This is a genomic window from Acidisarcina polymorpha (assembly GCF_003330725.1).
GTDB lineage: Bacteria > Acidobacteriota > Terriglobia > Terriglobales > Acidobacteriaceae > Acidisarcina > Acidisarcina polymorpha.
The window spans coordinates 471847-492887 of the sequence record NZ_CP030840.1; the positions used below are offsets into that span (position 1 = coordinate 471847).

16 protein-coding genes are annotated in these 21041 nt (G+C 59.2%); 9 read left to right on the top strand and 7 right to left on the bottom strand.

Translation table 11 applies throughout. The features are described from left to right. Window positions 1-114 precede the first annotated feature (114 nt). A complete protein-coding gene (locus ACPOL_RS33380; protein ID WP_161557140.1) occupies window positions 115-1332 on the top strand; it encodes a tetratricopeptide repeat protein in 1218 nt (405 codons plus the stop codon). A gap of 24 nt (window positions 1333-1356) precedes the next feature. Then, the gene (locus ACPOL_RS02120; protein ID WP_114210561.1) at window positions 1357-3126 is read left to right on the top strand and encodes a chloride channel protein; all 1770 of its coding nucleotides are present in this window, start codon (window positions 1357-1359) and stop codon (window positions 3124-3126) included. Window positions 3127-3236: 110 nt separating this feature from the next. On the opposite strand, the gene ACPOL_RS02125 is transcribed toward ACPOL_RS02120, so the two are convergent. Next, complete coding sequence (locus ACPOL_RS02125; RefSeq protein ID WP_114205595.1) at window positions 3237-7199, bottom strand: Ig-like domain repeat protein; 3963 nt, start codon at window positions 7197-7199, stop codon at window positions 3237-3239. A 538-nt stretch (window positions 7200-7737) separates the two neighbouring features. On the opposite strand from ACPOL_RS02125, the gene ACPOL_RS02130 reads away from it, so the two are divergent. Then, window positions 7738-9363: a hypothetical protein gene (locus ACPOL_RS02130; protein WP_114205596.1), complete on the top strand. Its 1626-nt coding sequence runs from the start codon at window positions 7738-7740 to the stop codon at window positions 9361-9363. A gap of 268 nt (window positions 9364-9631) precedes the next feature. Here the strand turns inward: ACPOL_RS02130 and ACPOL_RS02135 are convergent, their stop codons facing one another. From ACPOL_RS02135 to trxB, 5 genes are all read right to left on the bottom strand, one after another. Next, window positions 9632-11080 carry a sodium:solute symporter family protein gene (locus ACPOL_RS02135; protein WP_114205597.1) on the bottom strand — a complete coding sequence of 483 codons (1449 nt, stop codon included), beginning with the start codon at window positions 11078-11080 and terminating at the stop codon, window positions 9632-9634. Window positions 11081-11151: 71 nt separating this feature from the next. Next, window positions 11152-11457 carry a DUF167 domain-containing protein gene (locus ACPOL_RS02140; RefSeq protein WP_114205598.1) on the bottom strand — a complete coding sequence of 102 codons (306 nt, stop codon included), beginning with the start codon at window positions 11455-11457 and terminating at the stop codon, window positions 11152-11154. Next, on the bottom strand, window positions 11454-12173 hold the full coding sequence (locus ACPOL_RS02145) for a YggS family pyridoxal phosphate-dependent enzyme (protein ID WP_114205599.1): 720 nt from the start codon (window positions 12171-12173) through the stop codon (window positions 11454-11456). Before ACPOL_RS02145 ends, ACPOL_RS02140 begins: the two co-directional genes overlap by 4 nt. Window positions 12174-12237: 64 nt before the next feature. Further along, the gene (locus tag ACPOL_RS02150; protein ID WP_114205600.1) at window positions 12238-12681 is read right to left on the bottom strand and encodes a hypothetical protein; all 444 of its coding nucleotides are present in this window, start codon (window positions 12679-12681) and stop codon (window positions 12238-12240) included. A gap of 87 nt (window positions 12682-12768) precedes the next feature. Continuing rightward, window positions 12769-13704, bottom strand: a complete 936-nt coding sequence (trxB, locus tag ACPOL_RS02155) for a thioredoxin-disulfide reductase (RefSeq protein WP_114205601.1) — start codon at window positions 13702-13704, stop codon at window positions 12769-12771. A 108-nt stretch (window positions 13705-13812) separates the two neighbouring features. Here trxB and ACPOL_RS02160 point away from each other — a divergent pair, with 108 nt between their 5' ends. From ACPOL_RS02160 to ACPOL_RS02180, 5 genes are all read left to right on the top strand, one after another. Continuing rightward, window positions 13813-14013: an allantoinase gene (locus ACPOL_RS02160; RefSeq protein WP_114205602.1), complete on the top strand. Its 201-nt coding sequence runs from the start codon at window positions 13813-13815 to the stop codon at window positions 14011-14013. A gap of 176 nt (window positions 14014-14189) precedes the next feature. Further along, complete coding sequence (locus ACPOL_RS02165) at window positions 14190-16487, top strand: IPT/TIG domain-containing protein (protein WP_114205603.1); 2298 nt, start codon at window positions 14190-14192, stop codon at window positions 16485-16487. Beyond that, on the top strand, window positions 16438-17121 hold the full coding sequence (locus tag ACPOL_RS02170; protein WP_114205604.1) for a hypothetical protein: 684 nt from the start codon (window positions 16438-16440) through the stop codon (window positions 17119-17121). The genes ACPOL_RS02165 and ACPOL_RS02170 overlap by 50 nt, the downstream gene beginning before the upstream one ends. A 236-nt stretch (window positions 17122-17357) precedes the next feature. After that, window positions 17358-18101 carry an SDR family NAD(P)-dependent oxidoreductase gene (locus ACPOL_RS02175; RefSeq protein ID WP_114205605.1) on the top strand — a complete coding sequence of 248 codons (744 nt, stop codon included), beginning with the start codon at window positions 17358-17360 and terminating at the stop codon, window positions 18099-18101. A gap of 90 nt (window positions 18102-18191) precedes the next feature. Further along, window positions 18192-18764 (top strand): DUF2062 domain-containing protein, encoded by a 573-nt coding sequence (locus tag ACPOL_RS02180; protein ID WP_114205606.1) that lies wholly within the window; start codon window positions 18192-18194, stop codon window positions 18762-18764. On the opposite strand, the gene ACPOL_RS02185 is transcribed toward ACPOL_RS02180, so the two are convergent. Then, complete coding sequence (locus ACPOL_RS02185) at window positions 18748-19725, bottom strand: S1/P1 nuclease (protein ID WP_201759256.1); 978 nt, start codon at window positions 19723-19725, stop codon at window positions 18748-18750. The two genes, ACPOL_RS02180 and ACPOL_RS02185, sit on opposite strands and share 17 nt — an antisense overlap. Before the next feature lie 239 nt (window positions 19726-19964). On the opposite strand from ACPOL_RS02185, the gene ACPOL_RS02190 reads away from it, so the two are divergent. Further along, complete coding sequence (locus tag ACPOL_RS02190) at window positions 19965-21026, top strand: 1,9-bis(guanidino)-5-aza-nonane synthase (RefSeq protein WP_114205607.1); 1062 nt, start codon at window positions 19965-19967, stop codon at window positions 21024-21026. Window positions 21027-21041: the final 15 nt, after the last annotated feature.

A 21041-nucleotide genomic window follows, 5' to 3' on the forward strand; every position in this document is an offset into this window, starting at 1 on the left:
CCGCCACGATGCTCTTTGAAATGAGACTTTGCTGATGCAGAATTCACACCTCCAGCCCGCATCCGACTAGAGGAGACTGTAGATCTGGAGCGTGTCCGATATAGAGTGAAAGTGATGCCGTTCTTGAAGTCGCAACTCGTGCTCACTCCGGAAGAGCGTTCGCAAAAACGAAAGGTAGTACTCAGGGATACAATCGCGCTACTCACTTTGCTGGTGGTCACTGCGGCGCTGTTCACAGGGACCGTCTTCCTGTTTCGCTCCTTCACGAATTTGCGCTCCCGTTTAGCCAAGCGCTGGCTTGCCCGAGGCGAAGCAGCCCTGCACAATGGCCATCCCGAGCTGGCAGTGGAAGACTTGCGGTCGGCTCTCGCGTATTCTCCCGGTCAGCGAACCATTGAGGTTGAGCTGGCAGAGGCGCTGGCGGGAGCCGGGCGGACGCAAGAGGCAACGTCCTACTTCAATACTCTCTGGGAGGCTGAGCCAGGCAGCGGAATCATCAATCTCCAGCTCGCCAGACTCGCGGCCCGTCAAAATAATCAAGATGAGGCGCTGGAACACTACCGCGCCTCGATCTACGGGACCTGGGAAGGCGATGGAACGACAAGGCGCCGCGAGGTCCGCCTTGAGTTGATCGACTATCTCATCGGCATGCGGCGCGACGAGCAAGCACGCAGTGAATTGCTGATTGCCGTCGGCAACGCTCCAGATGATATTCCCACACGGCTCGAGATCGCTGCGCTCATGGAGAAGGCAGGCGACCCCGCCAGCGCTTCTCAGATCTATAAAAAAATCTTGCAGCACGGCGCTCCCAATCTGGCTGCTCTCGAAGGCGCCGGAAGGACCGCATTCGCTTTAGGAAACTATGCTCAGGCGCGCGATTATCTGGAAAAAGCGCTCAACCACCCGGCGATCGCGACCCAATCGGCTCAAGCTCGCCAGGACCTGCGCGATTTGCTAGAGGAGGCGGTGCAAATCCTGCTGCTTTACCCATCCCCATCACTAAGCACCCGCGCTCAGGCGGAGAGAGTGCTACGTGACCGTAACCTCGTCTTCGACAGACTCGGCGCTTGCGGTGTGTCACTTCCCGGGAAGCCCGGGGGGCAGATCACCGGCCCCCTCATCGGTCCGGTGATGGATAAATGGACACAATTACCGAACTGGGCGAATCTCACCGTTGCCCGTTTGCAAAAAGACGAAGCCCTTCGTCAGCAAGTACTCGATCTGGTTTATGAAACCGTCAACGCGGCGGATAGGGACTGTCCTACACCTACTGCGGAGAATGCCTTGCTAAGCCGAATCGCTAAGAATCCCGGAGCAGTGGAAGCCCAATAAATGCCGAATCCTGAAGCTCCGCCCATGGCTGAAAAAACTATCGCGGAAGATCTGGCGCCGCCCCCGGCGGAGGACCGTCCAGCTCCTCGCCTGCATCTCGCAAAACTCGCGCCCAATCGCGAAGATCGACTATTTCTGGTGCTCTCGATCTTCATCGGAGTCATCTCCGGCCTGCTGGTGGTCTGTTTCCGGGTCGTGATTGAGTGGATCAAGATTCTCGGTCTCGGATCGGCTCCCCATGCCGGCCAATACCGCCTGCTGTACATTCCCGCGATCGCCGGTATCATCGTCGGCGCCATGGTGCAGTGGATCTTTCCCCAAGCCCGCGGCAGCGGCGTCAACCAGACAAAAGCGGCCCTCTACATCTACAACGGCTATATCTCCTTCAAGACGATGATCGGCAAGTTCCTCACCGCCGCTATCGCCATTGGCGGAGGCCACTCGCTTGGTCCCGAAGACCCGTCGCTGCAGATCGGCGCCGGGGTCGCCTCGATCGTGAGCCGGCATCTCAATCTCTCCCGCGAGCGGCTCCGGCTCTTTGCCCCGATTGGCGCCGCCGCCGGGCTCGCTGCCGCGTTTAACGCGCCCATCTCAGCCATCCTGTTCGTCATTGAAGAGGTCATCGGCAAGTGGAGCGCGGCCGTTCTCGGCTCGATTGTGCTCTCGGCAATCTCTAGCGTCGTGGTGATGCGTCAGTTCTGGGGTTCGGAGCCGATGTTCCGCATTCCCTCCGTCACTCTTCGCGACCCGCGCGAGTTGATTGCTTACGCCGTGCTCGGCGTCTTCGGCGGGGTTGCGTCGCTCATCCTCTCGAAGGCCTTGGGGTGGCTCCGGCCCCGGCTACGCAATCTCCCCAGGCAAAGCCATATCTTCCAACCCGCCATCGCGGGTCTGCTGGTTGGACTGATCGGTTTCTACGGGTTTCCTCAGGTCATGGGGCCAGGATATGAGGTCATCGACCAGGCTGCGCATGGACAATTCACCTGGACGTTCCTCCTGATCCTGGCCATGCTGAAAATACTGGCGACTACGCTTTCCTTTTCCAGCGGAACACCGGGCGGTATGTTCGCGCCGACGCTCTTCATCGGGGCCATGCTCGGCGCTTCGGTCGGCACCTTTGAAAAGCTTGTCTTTCATCAGCTCACTGGCGGCATCGGCTCCTACGCTCTGGTGGGGATGGGAGTGCTCTTCGCCGGGTTCATCCGGGCCCCGTTGACCTCGGTCTTCATGGTGCTCGAGGTGAGCGGCAACTACTCCATCATTCTTCCCGTGATTCTGGCGAACACGATCGCATACCTCTTGTCGCGAGTCTTGACGCCGGTACCCATCTTCGAAGTCTTCACTCACCAGGACGGCCTCGATCTGCCATCCATGGAGGAGCAGCGCGAGGAAAGCGCCCGGCACATTGAAGATGCTCTGCGGCCCGTCGATGTGCCGGTGGTGAGCGCCTCCGACACGCTGGCCAGAGCAGCGGCAAAGTTGCGGGAACGAACCGGGGAGTCCCCAACGCGCGAGCCCAGCGTCCTTCTGGTGAAGTTCGACGATGGTTCCTGGTATGTGCTTCGCGTCAGCGAGCTGGACGAGGCGCTGGCCACGCTGCGCGAAGACACCGCCGTCAAGGATGTTCTCCGCCCGGAACGGGCGCCGGTCCTCTTTCCCGATCTGCCGCTCGACAGCACTTTGCCGCACTTCGCGCGCTGGCCGCTCTTGCCGGTGCGCAACCGCGCTGTAAAAGGGCTCCTGGAGGGCCTGGTGACCTCGGAGGATGTGTTGAAGACCTACCAGCAGGGGTAACCGGCTCCACGGCGCGAGAATGCCTCAATCCCCTGCGACAAGGGCAGGCACGAGGACGGCCTCTTGTGCCCCCTTTGCAAGTAAGGCCCGTCCTTAGTTCGCAGCTCTTTCTACTTCTGCATTGGCATGACCGTGACGGTGAGGGTTCCGCTCGCCGTCTCCTGCCCGGTTGCTTGATCGACGCCGGTGACCGCGAAAATGTAAGTTCCCGCCGTCGTATTCTCGGTCATGATCTGGTTGAGGTGGACTCCGCATCCGACGCTCATCCCCACCCCAAGAAACAGCAGCAGGCCGAGCATCGTTCTCCAGCTCCGACGCCGGGCTGGAATGCCGAAGAAGACTAGGCTGGCCAGTACAGCGCCCCCGCCGACGTACCAGCGGCTACGATCTGGCGGGGCTTCGCCTGGATGCTGCAACGCATAAGTCAGCGCAGTGGTGGCGACCGTTCCAGTGATGGTCGCAGCGGTTGGGCCAGTAATCGTGACCGAACCAGCAGACAGTGTCAAGGTAGGTGGAGCAAGAGCGCCGGCTGGGCTAGAGACCATAGCCGCCGTCAGGTTTACTTGACCGGTGAAGCCGTTGACCGGGGTCACTGCGATCGTCGATACGTTCCCGGTTGTCTGGCCCGGCATCTGTATCGTCACGTTGGTTGCCGCCACCGTGAATTGCGAGTTTCCCCGGGTGGGCGCGTTCCATGTGACCACTGTCGTACCGGTGGATCCGGTGTAATTCGAATCGCCCGCGTAGGTGGCGGTCAGGGTATTAGCCCCTGAAACCAGCGACGAGGCATTCACGTTCAGGGTGAATGCGCCCACTGGCAACCCCGTCTTTGCGTCGGTCGAGGTGACCAAGGTTGCGGTGCCCAGGGTCGCCCCACTGGTGCTGTCCGTCAGCGTGACCGCTCCAGTCGGCGCTCCCGGATTGGTCGCAGCCGGCGGAGCTACTTCGCCCGTGATCACGGTTGTGCCGCTCACGAGCGCGGCGGGCGTCGCCGTCATCGTCAAAGTGCTCGCCGTCTTGACTAGCAGGGTAATCGTTGTCGTCGCCGATGCTCCGGTGTAGTTAGTGTCGCCCGCATAAGTCGCGGTGACCAGATTCGCTCCAGCTGCAAGCGAGCTGGCGTTTACGGTCGTAGTGAACGCAGCGATGGAGGCCCCGGTCTTCGGATCCTTGCCCGCGACCAGGGTCGCCGAGCCTAAGGTCGTGCCGGTAGTCGTATCGGTTAACGTGATGCTTCCCGACGGGGATGCGCCCAGGTTCGGGATCGTGGGTGTAACTGTTCCCGTCACCGTCGATGTCCCGCTCAAGAGCGATGCTGGCGTTGCCGAAAGCGTCATCCCGGTCGCCGCCTGGGTGATCGCGAAGTGGACCGGGGCAGACGTTGTGCTCGGGTTAAAGCTGTTATCGCCAAGATAAGAGGCTGTAATGGAGTGGCTGCCTGCCGGCCAATAGTAGGTCGGAATTTCCGCGAATCCATCGTTGTTGAGGTTGTTCGAACGGGTGGTCAAGGCCGCCTGGCCATCTTCGAAGTTGACGGTGCCGGTCGCAATTCCAACTTTGGAAAGCCCCTGCGGCGTCGCATCGACGGCTACATAGGTTCCGTAGGGGTAGGTAGCCGGGCCCGTCACCGGATGGATCCCGGACTGATCGCGGGTGTACGCAGCCAGGCTCAATGTACTGTCTTCCTTAGAAACGGTCACTTCTACCGGCGCCGACTGACTTGCCGCATAAGTAAGATCGCCGGCGTAGCGGGCATAGAGGTTGAATGTCCCGCCAGGCGTATCAGGTGCGGGATAGACAAAGGTCCCGTTGGCTCCCAATGCGCCAGCGAAGCCGACATCGTCCCCATAGGTGCCGTTCAGCGGGTCGACGTTCGAGATCACTCCTGCGCGGCCAGAGGGAATACCGCTGGCAGAGCTCACCGTCACCTCATAGGTGACCGAGGTTCCATGCTTGATGGTAAAAGGGCCTGCGCTGCCATTCACGGTCAACACGGTGGTTGTGGGCGTGTAGGAGGCGTCTTTCCAACTGGCGACCAGCGCGCTGGCATCGACGCTGCCAAGTCCAGTTGCGAAATCGTAACCAGCAGCGGCGTTGTATCCGCTCAGGAAGCCGTTTGTCCCGCATTGCGGACTGCCATTGCTACAAACCACCGCATTGTTTCCGCTCTTGATGTCGTGGAAGACCGAGTTGTAAAGACTGCTCTGGTTCGCCAGATTGTAAAGCGGGTAGTTGGCTTGGCCGAGCCGGTTCGACTGACTTTGGCTGACCAGCGCCAGGATGCCGGCAAAGGCCGAGGCGGCCGCTGAGGTTCCTCCGATGCCTTGAATGTTGGCCGAATTGCCGCTATTAGTCGCACAGTCTGCAACCGGATTTCCAGAAGCATCGTAGTCATTCCCGCAGACTGCCCAGGTCGCGCCATACTCGCCGCTACCCGCCATCATTGCCACGTCAGGCACATCGCGCACCGTGTCGTGGGGGATGTTCAGGTTGCCGGCGGTCGCCTGCCAGTCCGGCTTGCCATAGCCATGCGGGGCGTTGCCCGTGCAGGTCGCGCTGCTGGAAGCGCCGTTTTCGCACGTGCTCGGGCCTCCGCCACCCGCGAACAGATTGGTGAAGCCGTTGCTGTCGAGGAACGGCGTATTGCCGGCCGCCAAACCGTTTCCGCCCAACGCCACGGAATTGTTCCACGGAAGCTCGGGAATATATTTCAGCGCCGCGCCTTTGGCGCCGACATACGTGCTCAGGTTTCCGGGCAAGGCGTCAAAGTCGGTCCCGCCAACCGCGATGTTGTAAGCCGTCGAGGCCAACCCGTTTACCGCCGTCCCATCATGCGCGGTTGCGTCATTGGCAGCGGCATCACAGCCGGCCGATCCAGAATCGCCTGCGCCGACCACCACCGTAACCCCCTGCATCGCGGCCAGCGCCCACGCATTCTGAATGAACGAATTGCCGCTCGCCGCGAGCTCGGCCTCGCAACTGCTGAATCCCACCTGCACGATATCGGCAATATTGTCGTTGAGGGCGCGATTAATGGCCAGCAGCATGCCGCTAACGAGGACCGTGTCTTTAGCGGTATACAACATCAACTTTGCGTTCGGCGCCAGCGCGCCCGCCACTTCGAGGTCGAGCAACGCCTGCTGGGTGTGTCCGGTAGTCACGGAATCGACTCCCGGGTCGTTCCCGTCGATCACTACCGTTGGTGTATTCTGCGGCAGTCCGAAGAAGGAGCGATAGGTATCCACGTCAGCGGTATTAATGTTGGCATCGCTTACCTCGGCGATCGTGACTCCGGCGCCCGTGTAAGGTTGCGTACCTTGGTAGTTGGCATTCAGCGCATTCGGCGTGTCGTAAATCGTGGCTGCATCGCTCGGACCCAGGTACAGTAAATTGCCGCCCGCAGTCGTCGAGACTGCTGGTTTGGCGAGGTGGGTGGCGCGGTCATAGGTAGCCGGAATCGGTGAGGTAAGCTCCGCCGCCGGGAAAAAGTCGTTCAAGCCAGTGACGCCGCCGATCACTCCGGCCAGCGCTGCCGGGATTTGCGGATCGGAGATGTTGGCCAGATGCTCGCGGCCATTCACTTGGAAGCGACGCAGACTGGTATGAAAAGCCGTCTGCACCTGCCCGACATTGCCAGAGAACTCGATCGCGGTACGCGAGGCCGCGGGAGGGCTCACGGTGAACCCGTGCGCTTCGAGCCAGGCGGTCAAGGTCTTGACGTCCGATGCCGATGCGCCAAAACGCTCCGCATACTGCGCCGGCGTCAACCACCTGTGATAGTTCTGCGAATTCCGGTCGTGGAGTTCGGAGAGCAGCTGCTGAAAATCCGCCTCCTGAGCGGCGCTCCTCTTCAAGACCAGCATCAGCCGGGCGGCTGGCAAAGAGGGGTCCGCGGGACCACTGTCGAGCGCGCTTTTCGCAGCCGGATGAACGTTTCCCTTTAACGTCACCAGCACCGATTCATCTACCGGCTCCTGGATCGAAGAGACGGCGCCAAAGCTTCCAACTGTAAAGACAAGGAGGCATACGAAGATGGCGAGGCATCTGCGGGACGTAACACCACTGGATTTCATTACCGGGCCCTCAACTTAGACAACGAGAAAGTACATACGACTCGAGCAGAGATCCCTTGGGAAGACTACTTCGGCCTTCGTTCCAGGGAATGACATCAAAACAACAGGTACCAACCGGGGCAAGCTCCGTCTGCCTTTTGCCTCATGCCGGCTTACGCCGGGACTTCCGACAAACGCGTGATCCGAAAACCTAGCTTCCGGCCGGAGGGCACAACGTAGCAAAATAAAACTCTACGCCGCACTTCCGTTATACGGCCCATATTACCGCAAGGCGAGTAACCATGGTTACCACATTCGACAACAGCCTCCATTCGGCTCATCGGCAAAACGAAACAGATCTACACCAGGACGAGAGTGCCGCTGCGAAGGGCTGCTCCTCGTTCAGTCTCCTCAACCCCCTTTTTCGCCAAAGTTGCGATTGCTTCGACCTCCCGCGTAGCGACAAATCTAAGCTCACGCTAGACTTGGATCAGCTCACGCCAGATTTGGATCATAGGCACTGCCGACTAGATCTTCGCCAACTCCGTCTACGCAAGAGATGACTGCGCATGGATTCTTTCGGGACCGCACGGCTGTCCCTAACTCGCGCCGAGCTCCGGACTGTGAGGCGAAACTGAGAACTCCCGTCACCTCCACGAAGCTGACGGGAGCAGGCTCGACGACTCCCCTTTGGCGGCTGGCCCTCTTGACTGCCGCAGCCCTGTTCATCCACGGGTATCATTTGGGAGTCGATGATTCCGGCATTTATCTTCCTGCGGTCAAGAGAATCATTGACCCGCGCCTTTATCCCTTTGGCGCCGATTTCTTCGAGGCCCATGCCAGGCTCTCGCAGTTTGCTGCGGTGATTGGATGGTCGGCCCGCGTCACCCACCTGACTGCCGATTTCACGATCTTCCTTTGGTATACGGGCACCGTCTTTGCTTTCCTGCTTGCCTGTTGGCAGCTGGCATCGGTCTGCTTCGACTCTCCACACGCTCGCTGGTCGGCGCTTCTCTCGATGACGGGACTGCTGACCCTTCCCGCCGCAGGTACCGCGCTGGTACTGATGGATCCCTTCCTCACCGCGCGTTCCGCATCCACGCCGCTTACTATCTTTGCCCTCACGGCATGCTTGTCTCGACGACCGGGGCTGGCCTTCTTCTGGATCATCCTCGCCACCCTGGTCCATCCCCTGATGGCGGTTTACACAGCCGCCTTGCTTGCAATACTGCTGTTGTCTTCGCGCCGGACCGCGGCGGAGCAGGGCGACTCCTCCGCAAGAAAACAAGCGGTTCTGGTTGGCAGCTTGGCCCCGCAAAGCTTCAACTTCGCCCCGGTTTCTCCTGAATATAGAAGAGTTTTAGATATGCGCTCCTTCCTCTTTCTCTCGCGTTGGCGATGGTTTGAGTGGGCCGGGCTGGCAGTACCGATGCTCTTTCTTTTCTGGACCAGCCGAAATCCGCCACGCGGAGCGACCAGCGCGTACGGGAGGCTGGCGCAGGCCGCGACGATCCTGGGAGTGGTCTCGACTCTCACCGGATGTGTATTCTCCGCCAGCAGCTCCTTCGACAACTTCGCTCGTCTCCAACCCCTGCGCACCTTTCAGCTGATCTACATCGTGTTTTTCATCCTGCTGGGCGGAGTTCTCGGCGAGTATGTTCTCGAACGCCGCTACTGGCTCTGGATCGGCACGTTCGCTGCTCTCTGGATCGGCATGTTTCTGCTCCAGCGAAGCGCCTACCCGAACAGCCGTCACCTGGAGTGGCCCGGGGCGACACCGGCCAATCCCTGGGTAGCCGCATTCCTCTGGGTGCGCTCGAATACACCTCTCGATGCGGTCTTTGCGCTCGATCCAGACTACATCGCGCTCCCCGGGGAAGACAGCCATGTCTTCCGCGCCATTGCCGAGCGCTCCGCCCTGACCGATGTCTATAAAGACGCCGGCGTCGTCTCACTCTTTCCCCAATTGGCGCCCGAGTGGTCTCGCGAGCAGCAGGCCCAGCAAGGCTGGAAGCAATTTCAGCTTGTCGACTTTCAAAGGCTAGCCGAGCAGTATCCGGTCACGTGGGTCATCGTGCAAGGCCTGCCGGCAGGGGGCCTCGTATGTCCCTACCGCAACGCAGCAGTGGCCGTCTGCCGCATTCCAGGAGCTGCCGGGTTGGGAGTACGTTTTCCTCCGTCCTGATTTCGAATCGCAAGCTACGGAGGAGCAGAATAAGGGCGAGAAAGGGTGTTTCCGGCAGGGCCGAGATGAGCAGGCGTCGAAGGTCGCTGCGCGAAATCCGTTGGTGGCCTTCTGCTTCCTCGCGTCGGCGCTCAGCAGGGTCGCGGAGCAGCTACAGGCATCCCTCAACCAGCTGGTCGCTAGCCAGGGTGGCGCGGGATCGGAGGCCGGGCATCTCTGCATTACACCCTGAGGCCGTGCTGCGTGCTTGCTAACGCCCGGAAGAGCGTCATTCCGGAAAAAACTGGGCCACTTGTTCCCGGCTCGGCGGACGGGTCGCTGCGCTGACCACTACCAGACACAACAGCGAGACCACCAGGGCCGGGAAGATGGCGTCTCTCGCGGCCAGCCAGGCGGGCAAGTGATGATGCACCAGCGGCAAATCCCAGCAGACCGTAACCACCGTTCCCGCTGCGATCGCTGACACCGCTCCATGCCCATTGGCCCGCCGCGAATAGAAGGCCGCCAGAATTACCGGCGTGAGCGCCGCGGAGTAGATCGTGTATGCATAAAGCGTCTTCTTCAAGACCGACTCGGTATGCAGCGATTGATAGAGCGCCCAGCAGCCTAGCAGCACCACCATTAATCGCGAGATGGCCAGGATTCTTTTGTTCGAAGCCTTCGGGGCGAGATACCGGATAAAGATGTCGTTCACCAGATTTGTTGCCGGAGAGAAAAGGAAATTGTTCGCCGTCGACAGGATCTTGGCAAAGATCGCGCCCATCAACAAGGCTCCTATCAGGCTCAGGATGGGGCTGCCGTTGAGTCCGTGAAGCGCTGTCCAGGCGAGAATTTCGCGCGGGTGATCATGGACCTCGCCGGTCGGAAAGAGCACCGACCCGACCACCGCCAGCGCGACAATGATCGTCTCCAACACCACCGTCCCGATAATCCAGAAGACGACCGCATTGCGGGCAGCGCTCTCCGAACGGGCCGAAAAGAACTTCTGATACATCGCCTGGTTGCCGAGCATCAGCAGGCAGGTTGGCAAAAACAATTCCAGTCCTTGAATCAAGGTGAAATCACCCAGCACCTGAAAATGCGTTGGCGGCAGGGACTGAGTGATATGGGGCCAGCCTCCGGCATGGTGAATCAGGATCGGCAGCGCGATCAGCATCGTCACCGTGGTCAGCGAGCCGATCGCCACATCCATGTATGCCACAGAAGACATCCCAGCGATGGCAGTAAAGAGAATGACGAAGGCGGCAATGATGTACTTTCCCAGATCTGCTGTAATCACGGTGGGAAAGATCAGGTGAAGGATGTCGCCGCCGCCGGTAAGTTGGTAGCTGGTGATCGCTGTATAAGCGAACAGTACTGCGATCACTCCCAAAAGCCGCGCGGTCTGGTTGTAGCGCGCCTCCAGCAGATCAGGAATGGTGAACTGCGCGAACTTCCGCGCACGAGGCGCGATGAAATAAATCAGCAGCAGTCCCGCCCATCCTCCCCCTCCCTGCCACAACGCGGCAAATCCGTGCCGGTAAGCGTTCTCCGCGCCGCCCAACAGCGAGCCCGAGCCGATCCAGGATGACAGCAGAGTGAAGACCAGGACGAACGTCGGCAGCGAGCGGCCAGCGACGAGGTAGTCCGCTTTGGTTTTGACTTTGCCGATTCGTGCAAGCGAAACCGTCAACAGGGTAAGAACGATGATGCCGAGGACAATGGCGTGGAGGGTCATTTGTCGCAGTGTACGGGAGGAAAACGGATCGCGAAACTGCGATCGGTCAATCGAGCGGTTCTCGCTTGGTTCTAGCTGACTCGGCGAATGGCGGAAAGGACGTCTTCCGCCGTCAGCCCTTGAACGCGAATGACCTTCGCTCGGGACTTCTCTCCCGCTAAGATGTTCACCTGTGAGCGGGCCACGCCGAGAAGCTCAGCGAAGAATTCAACCATCGCCTGATTGGCGCGCCCATCGAGCGGAGGAGCGTTCAAGGCAACCTTGAGTACCGAGACCTCCCCGATGCCCATCACACCTGTGATTGCGGTTTTCTTCGCTCGAGGCTGCACCCGGACGCAAAAGGTTGCGCCAGCTGGTGTGTCCCGGACCGCGATCACGGTTCTTCCGGCTTCGCCGGATACGGACGTTTGCCGAAGAGCGCAGTTCCGACGCGAATGCAGGTCGATCCTTCTTCGATGGCGACCGCAAAATCTCCCGACATGCCCATCGATAATTCAGAGAAGTCGAGCCCCGTCCACCGGGCGGCAAGCTGGTCGCGAAGATGTCGCAGCTGAACAAAATACGGGCGAGCGCATTCCGGGTCCTCCGACCATGGGGGCACGGTCATCAGGCCACCCAATCGGAGATTCGCAAATTCCGGCAGCCTTTCGAGCAGTCGGACCAGTTCCAGCGATTCGGGTTCGAGGCCCGTCTTCGACTCTTCGCGGCTTAGCTTGATTTCAAGCAGCACCGGCAGCGTGCGGCCCAGGCGCTTGGCTGCTTCGTCCAAACGCTGCGCCAAGCGAATGGAGTCAAGCGAGTCAACCCCCGAAAATATCTCGGCAGCTTTGGCGGACTTGTTCGACTGCAGCTGTCCAATCAGACGAACTGCAATCTTGGCATCAGCTAACTCCGCCGACTTCTGCTGAAACTCCTGCACCCGGTTCTCGCCAAACAGCGCGACCCCGGCTTCTATCGCTTCCCGAATCGCACTCGCAGGATGGGTTTTTGAAACCGCCATTAGCGCGACCTCGCCACGCGGACGCCCGGCCCGCCGGCAGGCGGCAGCGATTTTCTCTTCCACACGGCCTAAATTGTCGCGAAAGTTGCTCACTCCATCAAGATTAGAGCAAAGTGTGAACGAACGGTTCCCAAGGCGTCAATACACCAGACTGGGCTCACTTGGGCCCATAATAAACTTCTTGTTTGCAGCGCTGATTGCCATCATCCTGCCAGGTGGTGTTGTCTTCGAAACGTGCGCTTTTGAGATAAACAATCTCACCCAGCCGGTGAATATCAACTTTCTCCATATCCAGGCTCCATTCGCTCTTCGTCACCACGCCCGGATCCGCCCCCGCAGTGAAGGTCAGTCCCTGTTCGTAGGGCACCTGATTTCCTTCAGGTCCGGTCACGATGAGCCCGAATTTCGCCCGCACAATCTTTTTTGGGGTGTCATTGGTGAACGCGAGCTCGACCATCGGTGTGGACATGCCGTGTTCATGCTTGTACGGCATCGACAGATGAGAATAGCTGATGGGACATGGCTGTGGAGTCGCAGCGCGGGCCGATGGAACGCCAACAATCAAGACGGTAAATACCAGGTATAGATGCCTGCAACTCATCGGCGAATCCTCCGTGGATCAGTCTATACGGGAAGAAACGGCTCGAATCGACCTAATTCAGACCAAGGCGATTACAAACGACATGGCTCAGCGTCCATGTTCCTCAAGATATTTTTCCACCTCAAGCGCCGCCATGCATCCCGAACCCGCGGCAGTGATCGCCTGCCGGTAGCGCCGGTCCTGAACGTCGCCACAAGAAAACACCCCTGGCACACGGGTGAAGACGTTGTCGTGCGTGCGGACATAGCCATCTTCATCGAGGTCGATCTGGCCGGCGAACATCTTGGCATTCGGCTCATGGCCGATACCCAGGAACATACCGCTCAGCGGCAAAATCGACTGCTCGCTGGTTGCCACATTGCGCAGACGCAGCCCGGTAACTTCCTTTTGTTCAACCCCGAGCACTTCCTCAACGGCCGTATTGGTGAGAAATTTTATCTTGTCATGGCCAATCGCCCGCTCCAGCATGATTTTGCTGGCGCGAAAGCTCTCCCGGCGATGGATCAGCGTTACCTTGGAGGCGAAGCGGGTGAGGAAGAGCGCCTCTTCCATCGCCGAATCGCCGCCGCCAACGACGGCAATTTCCTTGTCCATAAAGAAAAAGCCATCACACGTGGCGCAGGAACTGACGCCATGGCCAATCAAAGCTTGTTCAGAGGGCAGGCCGAGCCAGCGCGCTGAAGCGCCACTGGCGATTATCAGCGTACGGGTGTGGATCGTCGAAGCGCCGAGGTTCAACGCGAAAGGGCGCTTTGACAAGTCGACTGATACCAGATGGTTCATAGCAAAGTCGGTGCCGAAGCGGGCGGCCTGAAGTTTCATATTTTCAATGAGTTGTGGGCCCTGGATGCCCTCCGGCCAACCCGGGAAATTTTCCACCAGGGTGGTGATCGAGAGCTGGCCCCCCGGCTCATGACCCTCTAGAACCAGCGGCTTCAAGTTGGCGCGGGCAGAATAGATCGCGGCGGTGAGTCCGGCGCAGCCGGAGCCGAGGATGACGGTATCGCGTACGGTTTCTGACATGATTTTAGCTTCTCTTTGATTCTAATGGACGGTGCTGGATTCAGGAGCGGCTCACCTCCTCCAGCCCGAGAGAATCCAAATACTGCACAGTCAGACTAAACTTGGACCATGGCGAATTTGACATTGGTATACGGTATGAGGTTGCTCCCGGCTGAGGAGGTCGCCGAAGTTGGCGAAGCTCCGGTGGTGTTAAAGAACGGCAACGCGGCCCGAGTTACGATGCACATTCTAGAGGGCTCGCGCGAAGAAATTGAAGCCCAGCTCCGGCAAAGCATCGATGCGTTCTTTGATTTTTATCCGGAAATCTGACCCAATTTCGGGCGTGGGCTATGTCCTAGCGCAGCAGCTACAGGATTCCACGTAAGCAACATAGCTTGTGTTCCATAACAGGACACCTCTAGCTCCTGCGCCCGCTCTGGAACTCGGTGGTCTTACTTGCTGCTTTTTCCATTCGTCGTGGGCAGCACTCATGGCGGAATGGAAGCATGTTCTTCCGTTCACAGACAATCTCGTGGCTTCTCTGCTTTTTGATTTCGGGGCTGTGTTCCCCGCGCGCAGCCGCCGGCGGACCGCGATGGGTTGCAGGTGGATCCTATTTCGACCCGACGGTTGTCGGCCGTCCCGTGGTTTGGACGAGGGGCATTCTTCGCTACTACACCGACCTGGGCGATTTAAGTGCTACCGTTAGCCAGGCGCAAGCTAATGCCATGGTCTCCGCTGCGGCAGCTCTATGGAGCGGCATACCGACAGCGGCGCTCGCAATCGAGGCTGCCGGAAGCCTGGCGGAGGATGTGAACGGGAGCAATTTTCTCAACGGTCCGGGCGGTCTGGCCATGCCGTCCGATGTGCAAAGCAGCGCCATTGGAGTTCCGCTCGCCATCATCTATGACGCTGATGGAGCAGTGCTCGACGCTCTCCAAGGCGAAGGTGCGAGCGACCCGAATTCATGCAACTTGAACGGTGTAACAACGCTTGTGGATAATTTTTCCACCAACGCTACGATTGCCCACGCATTGATCCTTATAAATGGACGCTGCGCCTCCGATCAAGCTCACATCGCTTTGTTGCAATACGAGCTTCTACGCGGCTTTGGACGCATACTTGGTCTCGATTGGTCCCAGGCCAACGATCAGATGTTTCCAGGCAGTACAACCCCCGACGGGCTGCTCGGATGGCCGCTAATGCATCCGGTGGAAAAACTGTGCAATTCGAATGGAAATCCATGCATGACAGGCACAATTGCACCCCGGACGGATGATATCGCCGCCCTCAATCGGCTTTATCCCGTTACGGAAGGAAATATAGGAAATTTCCCGGGCAAGCTCGTAACTGCGGCTGCGACGATCTCTATTCAGGGGACGATCCACTTTCGCAACGGCCAAGGGATGCAAGGCGTCAATGTCGTTGCTCGTCCCCTAGTTTCCGGAACCGACGTTCCAGACATGCGTTACCCGGCGTCGGCGGTAAGCGGTCATCTATTTAATGGCAACGCGGGAAACTCCATCACCGGGAGATCAGACGGCTTGGGTAGGCCACTTAGAGTATTTGGCACAGACGCTGCGACACTTGAAGGATGGTACGACCTCAGTGGCATTCCGCTGCCCCCAGGTAACAGTCGGGCCGACTATCAGATCTCCTTCGAACCGGTAAATCCACTCTACACCGGCTCTGAATCGGTCGGACCCTACGCTCTTGGACAAGTCGCGCCCTCCGGCACCATGACTACCGTGATCCTGCGCGAACTTACGGCCGGATCAGCTGTCATCCAGAACGAAACCATCGCCGACTCGGCAGAAGACTCTAACTCGGGCGGGGATGGCGTCGAATTTTCGCCCATCGAGGTCCCGATCACCGGCGAATGGCTGGCACGGATCAGCGGCTACGCTCATCAGAGCTGGCTGCGCTGGCATGTAAGGGGTGGGCGGCAGTTGACGGTCGAGGCACAGCCGCTGCAGGAGGAAGGTTTGGAGACGGCCGACAAAGCACGCATCGTCGCTGGGGTTTGGAACGGTGACGATGCCGTGGGAGTCTCGCCCGACGTGAGCACTCCAGACCCATTCAATGCTGTAGTTACGGGACTTACGACCCTCAGTTTCGAAAGCGGCAACGATGGTGAAATTCGCATCGCTCTGGCGGATCAACGGGGCGATGGGCGGCCCGACTACTTGTATCGGGGCCGTATGCTCTATGCGGATGCCATCACGCCTCGACGGGTCGGAATCCGCGGCGGGCCCATCGTCATCGACGGCGTCGGTTTTCGTCCCGGGAGCATTGTCACTGTGGGCGGAATTGCGGCGCAAGTCACCAGCATCGCTCCGATGGAGATCAGCGCCATTGCACCTGCCTCGTCCGGAGGCCAGACCGGAAATGTAGACGTCACGGTTACAGATCCAGTAACGCGAGGGTGGGCGACGATTGAAGCAGCCTCCGGCACGAGTTTGAGTTATGAAGCGGCCATGAGCGACCAAATCAGCATCGTTACAGCGCCAGCCAACGCAGTCCCCGTCGGAGTGCCATTAGCTTTCACGGTGAAGACTCTCGCCGCCAATGGAGTCGCTCCCGCCCCCGGAATATCTGTAGCCTACACAGTTACACAAGGAGATGCATCCCTCGGATGCGGCCAAACCACTTGCACCGTCATCACCCGGGGCGATGGCCTCGCCACCATGACAGTGGCCGCGAGTTCGACGGCACAAGGCTGCCGTGACGGCGTCATTAACCAACAGCTCTCACGTGGAAGCGCTGTTTTCTGGGGCAACGTTTCCAGCGATCGCTCCGGTTAGCGGAACATTACATCTCGCCGCCGGAGCCGTCTTCGACTGGAATCCGCAGGTAATTGTATTGAGCAATGGAGAGCCATTTCCGGGGCAACCGGTCACTTGGACGGCTGGCGCTGGCACGGCATTGTCTTCCACCAGGACTTCGAGCGGTCCGGGTGGAATTACCTGGACGCAATCCACCGTCGGCCCGCTTCCGCTGGCCGGGAACGCCAGCATCAGTGCCTGCATCGCGAGCGGAACTGAGCTTGGCCGCGCATGCGTCGCTTTCACCATCGCCAGCTCGGATCCAGCCTCGGCGGGTTTGACCGCACTGAGCGGCACAAACCAGGTCCTGTCGACCAGCGATTCCCCTGCTCCGCTCGTGCTGAAGGTCGTAGACGCTTTGGCAAACCCGGTTGCAGGAGCTTTCGTCACTTTCTACGAGACCCTCCGGCAGTGGAGGCCCCCTTGTCCCAGCCAGGGCACCTGTCCATTCTCTCCTTTAGTGCAGCAACAGACCGTCCAAGCGATCTCCGACGCAGATGGGTTGGTCAATGTGAACCCCCTTACCGATGGGGTCATAGCAACTCATTTAGAAGTGTTGGCGGTCACTGGAATCAACGGCTCGGTGCTGGCGACTATCGATCGTCATCCTTGAGCACACTAACTACCGGGAGCTACCTGCTGCCTGGTAATGTACTTTTCCCGCATCATGCTATGTCGGCGATCAATTTGGTTCGGTAGCGAGAATGGCGCGTTCACTGCGCTTGGGTAATGTTTCCTATGATCCAAGACTAAAGACCGATTTCCATCGCAGCAAAGTACCTTTCCCCGGCAAGGATCCCGCACTTGTGAATCCCGGTAGGCTTAAGCACGAAGCACCTGGAGCTTTCCATGTCTGAACCACTTGCTTATGTGATTCTCGGCGCCTATGGCGGCATCGGCAGCGAACTCGCGCGCCAACTGGCCCAAAAAGGCGCGAAATTACTGCTGGTTGGCCGGGATGAGGCTCGGCTTGCCGCGCTAACGTCGGAGCTTGGAGCATCCTATGCTGTTGCCGAAGCCACAAGCTCTGCTCAGATCGAGGCTTCTATCGCCCAGGCAGTCGAGAGCTTCGGCAGCGTTTACGGCGTAGCGAATTGCTTCGGCTCGCTGCTACTCAAACCAGCCCATCTCACTTCCGACGAAGAACTCGAGTCGACTTTAGCCATCAATCTCAAGAGCGCCTTCGCCGTGACCCGCGCCACCGGCCGGCTCTTGAAGACAGGGGGAAGCGTCGTGTTTGTCTCGAGCGCCGCTGCGAGGCTGGGGATGGCCAACCATGAAGCCATCGCTGCTGCGAAGGCGGGCATCCAAGGCCTCGCTCTCGCCGCCGCCGCCAGCTATGCGCCGCGTAATCTTCGATTCAACTGTGTCGCCCCCGGTCTCACCCGAACGCCACTCACCGAGCGCATTACCGGCAATGAAACTGTGGCCAAGGGATCGCTTGCCATGCACGCCCTGGGGCGGTTTGGCGAGCCAGCCGATGTCGCCTCGGCCATCGAATGGCTCCTTGACCCGCGCCAGCATTGGATTACGGGTCAAATTCTTGGCGTCGATGGAGGTTTGGCCACTGTCCGCGCACGTGGCGGCGCTTAATGGCCTCGGTGCGAGAGAGGGTAGAATGTCTTTGGCTCCGGAGAGCGGCCACAGAATGCTCGTCATCGAGTCGTTCATCGTCATGAGCGAATGGCGGGCAAAAGGTCGCCCACTCCAGATGTCCGTCGCGCAGCCACTTCGCCAGGAGAGTGGGAGCTGAAAACGTTGCTACTTCCCCATCGATCGATCGCGGGCCGCCTGCTTCATCTTCTCCGCCAAGGCCTTACAGCGCAAAAACTCGCCCTCAGTATCGCCCTTGGCGTCGGCCTGAGCTGCTTTCCCATCTTCGGCACCACTACTATCCTGTGCACTATCGTCGCTGTTGCATTCGGGCTAAACCTGCCCGCCATCCAAGTGGGCAACTATTTGGCTCTGCCGCTTCAACTCGGGCTTTTTATCCCGTTCCTTCGATTGGGCGAACGCGTCGTTCATGCTTCCCGGATGCCACTCTCACCACAGCAACTTCTTCAGCTGGCAAAGACCTCGCCGACGCAGACAGCGCAGATTTTGCTCAGCGGTCAATGGCATGCGATTTTAGGATGGCTGATCGTTGCTCCGCCCATGACGTTGCTGCTCGCCGTGCTACTGCGTCCGCTAATGCGGCGACTGCTGGCGCGGGCTGACCGGCCTCCACTTGCCGCCACAATCACAATCCAGCGCTAGGCTTCCCACTTGCCGGGGTTGTGCCCGGCCGCTCCGGAACAGGCTTTCCGCTCTCTATCCATGCGGTGTAGTACAGATTTCTCAGCTCGCTCGCAGCGGCCGCCAACCTCTCCGCGGTAAACTGCTTCGACTCCACGGTGCCTGGGCCATCGAACCCGCCTAGCTTCTCCAACTGGTACGTGCGCTGAACAAGCGATGCGGAGCGTCGCAGATACGCAACATAGTCGTCGAATACGTCGCCGACTAGCAGCGGCGGTGTCATCAGCGGGGCGACGTCCGCAGCCTTCAGGTTTGTCGCCACGAATGCCGTTTCGAACTTCGAGTGGATGCCGTGGGCCGTCGTGTAGCCACTAGGATTCTCTTTATCTACCCAACCGTCATAGTTCACCGTGACATGCAATGGCTGTGAACCATCCCCGACATAGTGTCCCAGCCAGCCGGCGTAGAACACAATTGCCTGCTCCACCGGCTTCGTGTCTTTACGCGCTGCCGACTGCTCGCGATATTCTCGCATCGCCGCCTTCAGCCGCTGATAGACCTCAGTGGTGACGTAGGGCTGCAGTCCAACCCTTTCCGGCCGCAATTGCTGCGCCAGATCGGGGTGCATGAGGCCTTGCGCGTATAAATCCGCGATGAACTCGAAACGACGGCGCGGCAGCCGACCCACCATATCCGCCAACTCGAGGTCGATGAAATGCTCGGGCGCTTGCGAGTTGCTTAACTCTGGCTCTCCCATTGAGCGCCACCGGTCAGGCTCAGGCCCGAGGTATTCGACTTCATCGATCGCCGCAGCGGTTTGCAGAAAGGCGGGCACCCCGGCAGGAAGCTTTTCCGCCGCCAACCGATTGATCATGCGGTGCCCGTCACTCCCCCACCCGAAGCAGGCCGGCATAGGCAGCAGCAACAAGACGGCGAAGAAGCCTGCGGAAGCACGGAGAATTTTAGGCAAAATGGGCGACATATACCCGGCAGTATACGCGTCCCACTTTTCAACAATTTGAGCGAAACGCTCCGGGTGCTCGTGGCCATAGGGGGCCTGTGTCGGTCGCCTTGCTAGCACGCGCGCAGGGCCGTTCGCGCGGCCGGCGCGACTACTTCGTTCAATTGGCTGCGTCGATCGAAAATGCCTAAGATTCAGACTGCTTTAAATTAACAATTCCCCTGTAAATACGCGGGTTTCCTTGATATCATTAATGGGCTATGACAACGAAAAAAGAACTCCTCACTCAACCCATTCAGCACATCGATATCAAGCAGCACAACGTCGTTGCTCTGGTCGATGCCATGCAGCATATGGCGTTCAGCTCCCGTGATCTCTACCGGGCAGCCTCGATCTACGAGCGCATGTTGCGAGATACCGACTGCGGGGTCATCCTCTGCCTCGCCGGCTCGATGGTCTCTGCGGGGTTGAAGCAGGTCTTCATCGATTTGCTACGCAACAACATGGTCGACGCCATCGTCTCGACGGGCGCAAACATTGTCGATCAGGACTTTTTCGAAGCCTTAGGATACCGCCATTGGATCGCCGACGACCTTTATAAGTCCGGCACTCAGGATAACGAGCTCCGTGAACTCATGATCGATCGCATCTACGACACCATGATCAATGAGGAAGAATTGCGCGACTGCGACGCGATCACCGGAGAGATTGCCGACTCGCTCGACCCCCGCCCCTACAGCTCTCGTGAATTCATTCGCGCCATGGGCGCTTATCTCGAAAGTCATGGCAAGACTCCAGAAAAGGGTGGCGTCGATTCGATCACCTACGCGGCCTATCAGCTTGACGTGCCGATCTTCTGCCCTGCCTTCAGCGATTGCTCCGCCGGGTTCGGTCTGGTCATGCATCAGCATAAGCGCGGCGACAAGCCGAAGATCTCGATCGACTCTGCCAAGGACTTCTACGAAATCACACAACTCAAGATTGCCAATCGCACTACCGGCCTCTTCATGCTCGGCGGCGGCGTCCCGAAGAACTTTGCTCAAGATATCGTGGTCGCGGCCGAGATCCTGACCGAGGATGCTCCCATGCACAAATATGCGATTCAGGTTACGGTCGCCGACGTCCGCGATGGCGCTCTTTCCTCGAGCACCCTGAAAGAGGCGAGCTCGTGGGGGAAAGTCGATACGACTTACGAACAAATGGTCTACAGCGAGGCTACCCTCGCGGTGCCGTTGATCGCAGGATATGCCTATCATAAGAAGGCCTATGAAGCCCGGAAGTCTCGTCACTGGGCGAGGTTGCTCGAGCCGGTCACTGCTTAGTCCCAATACAAAACT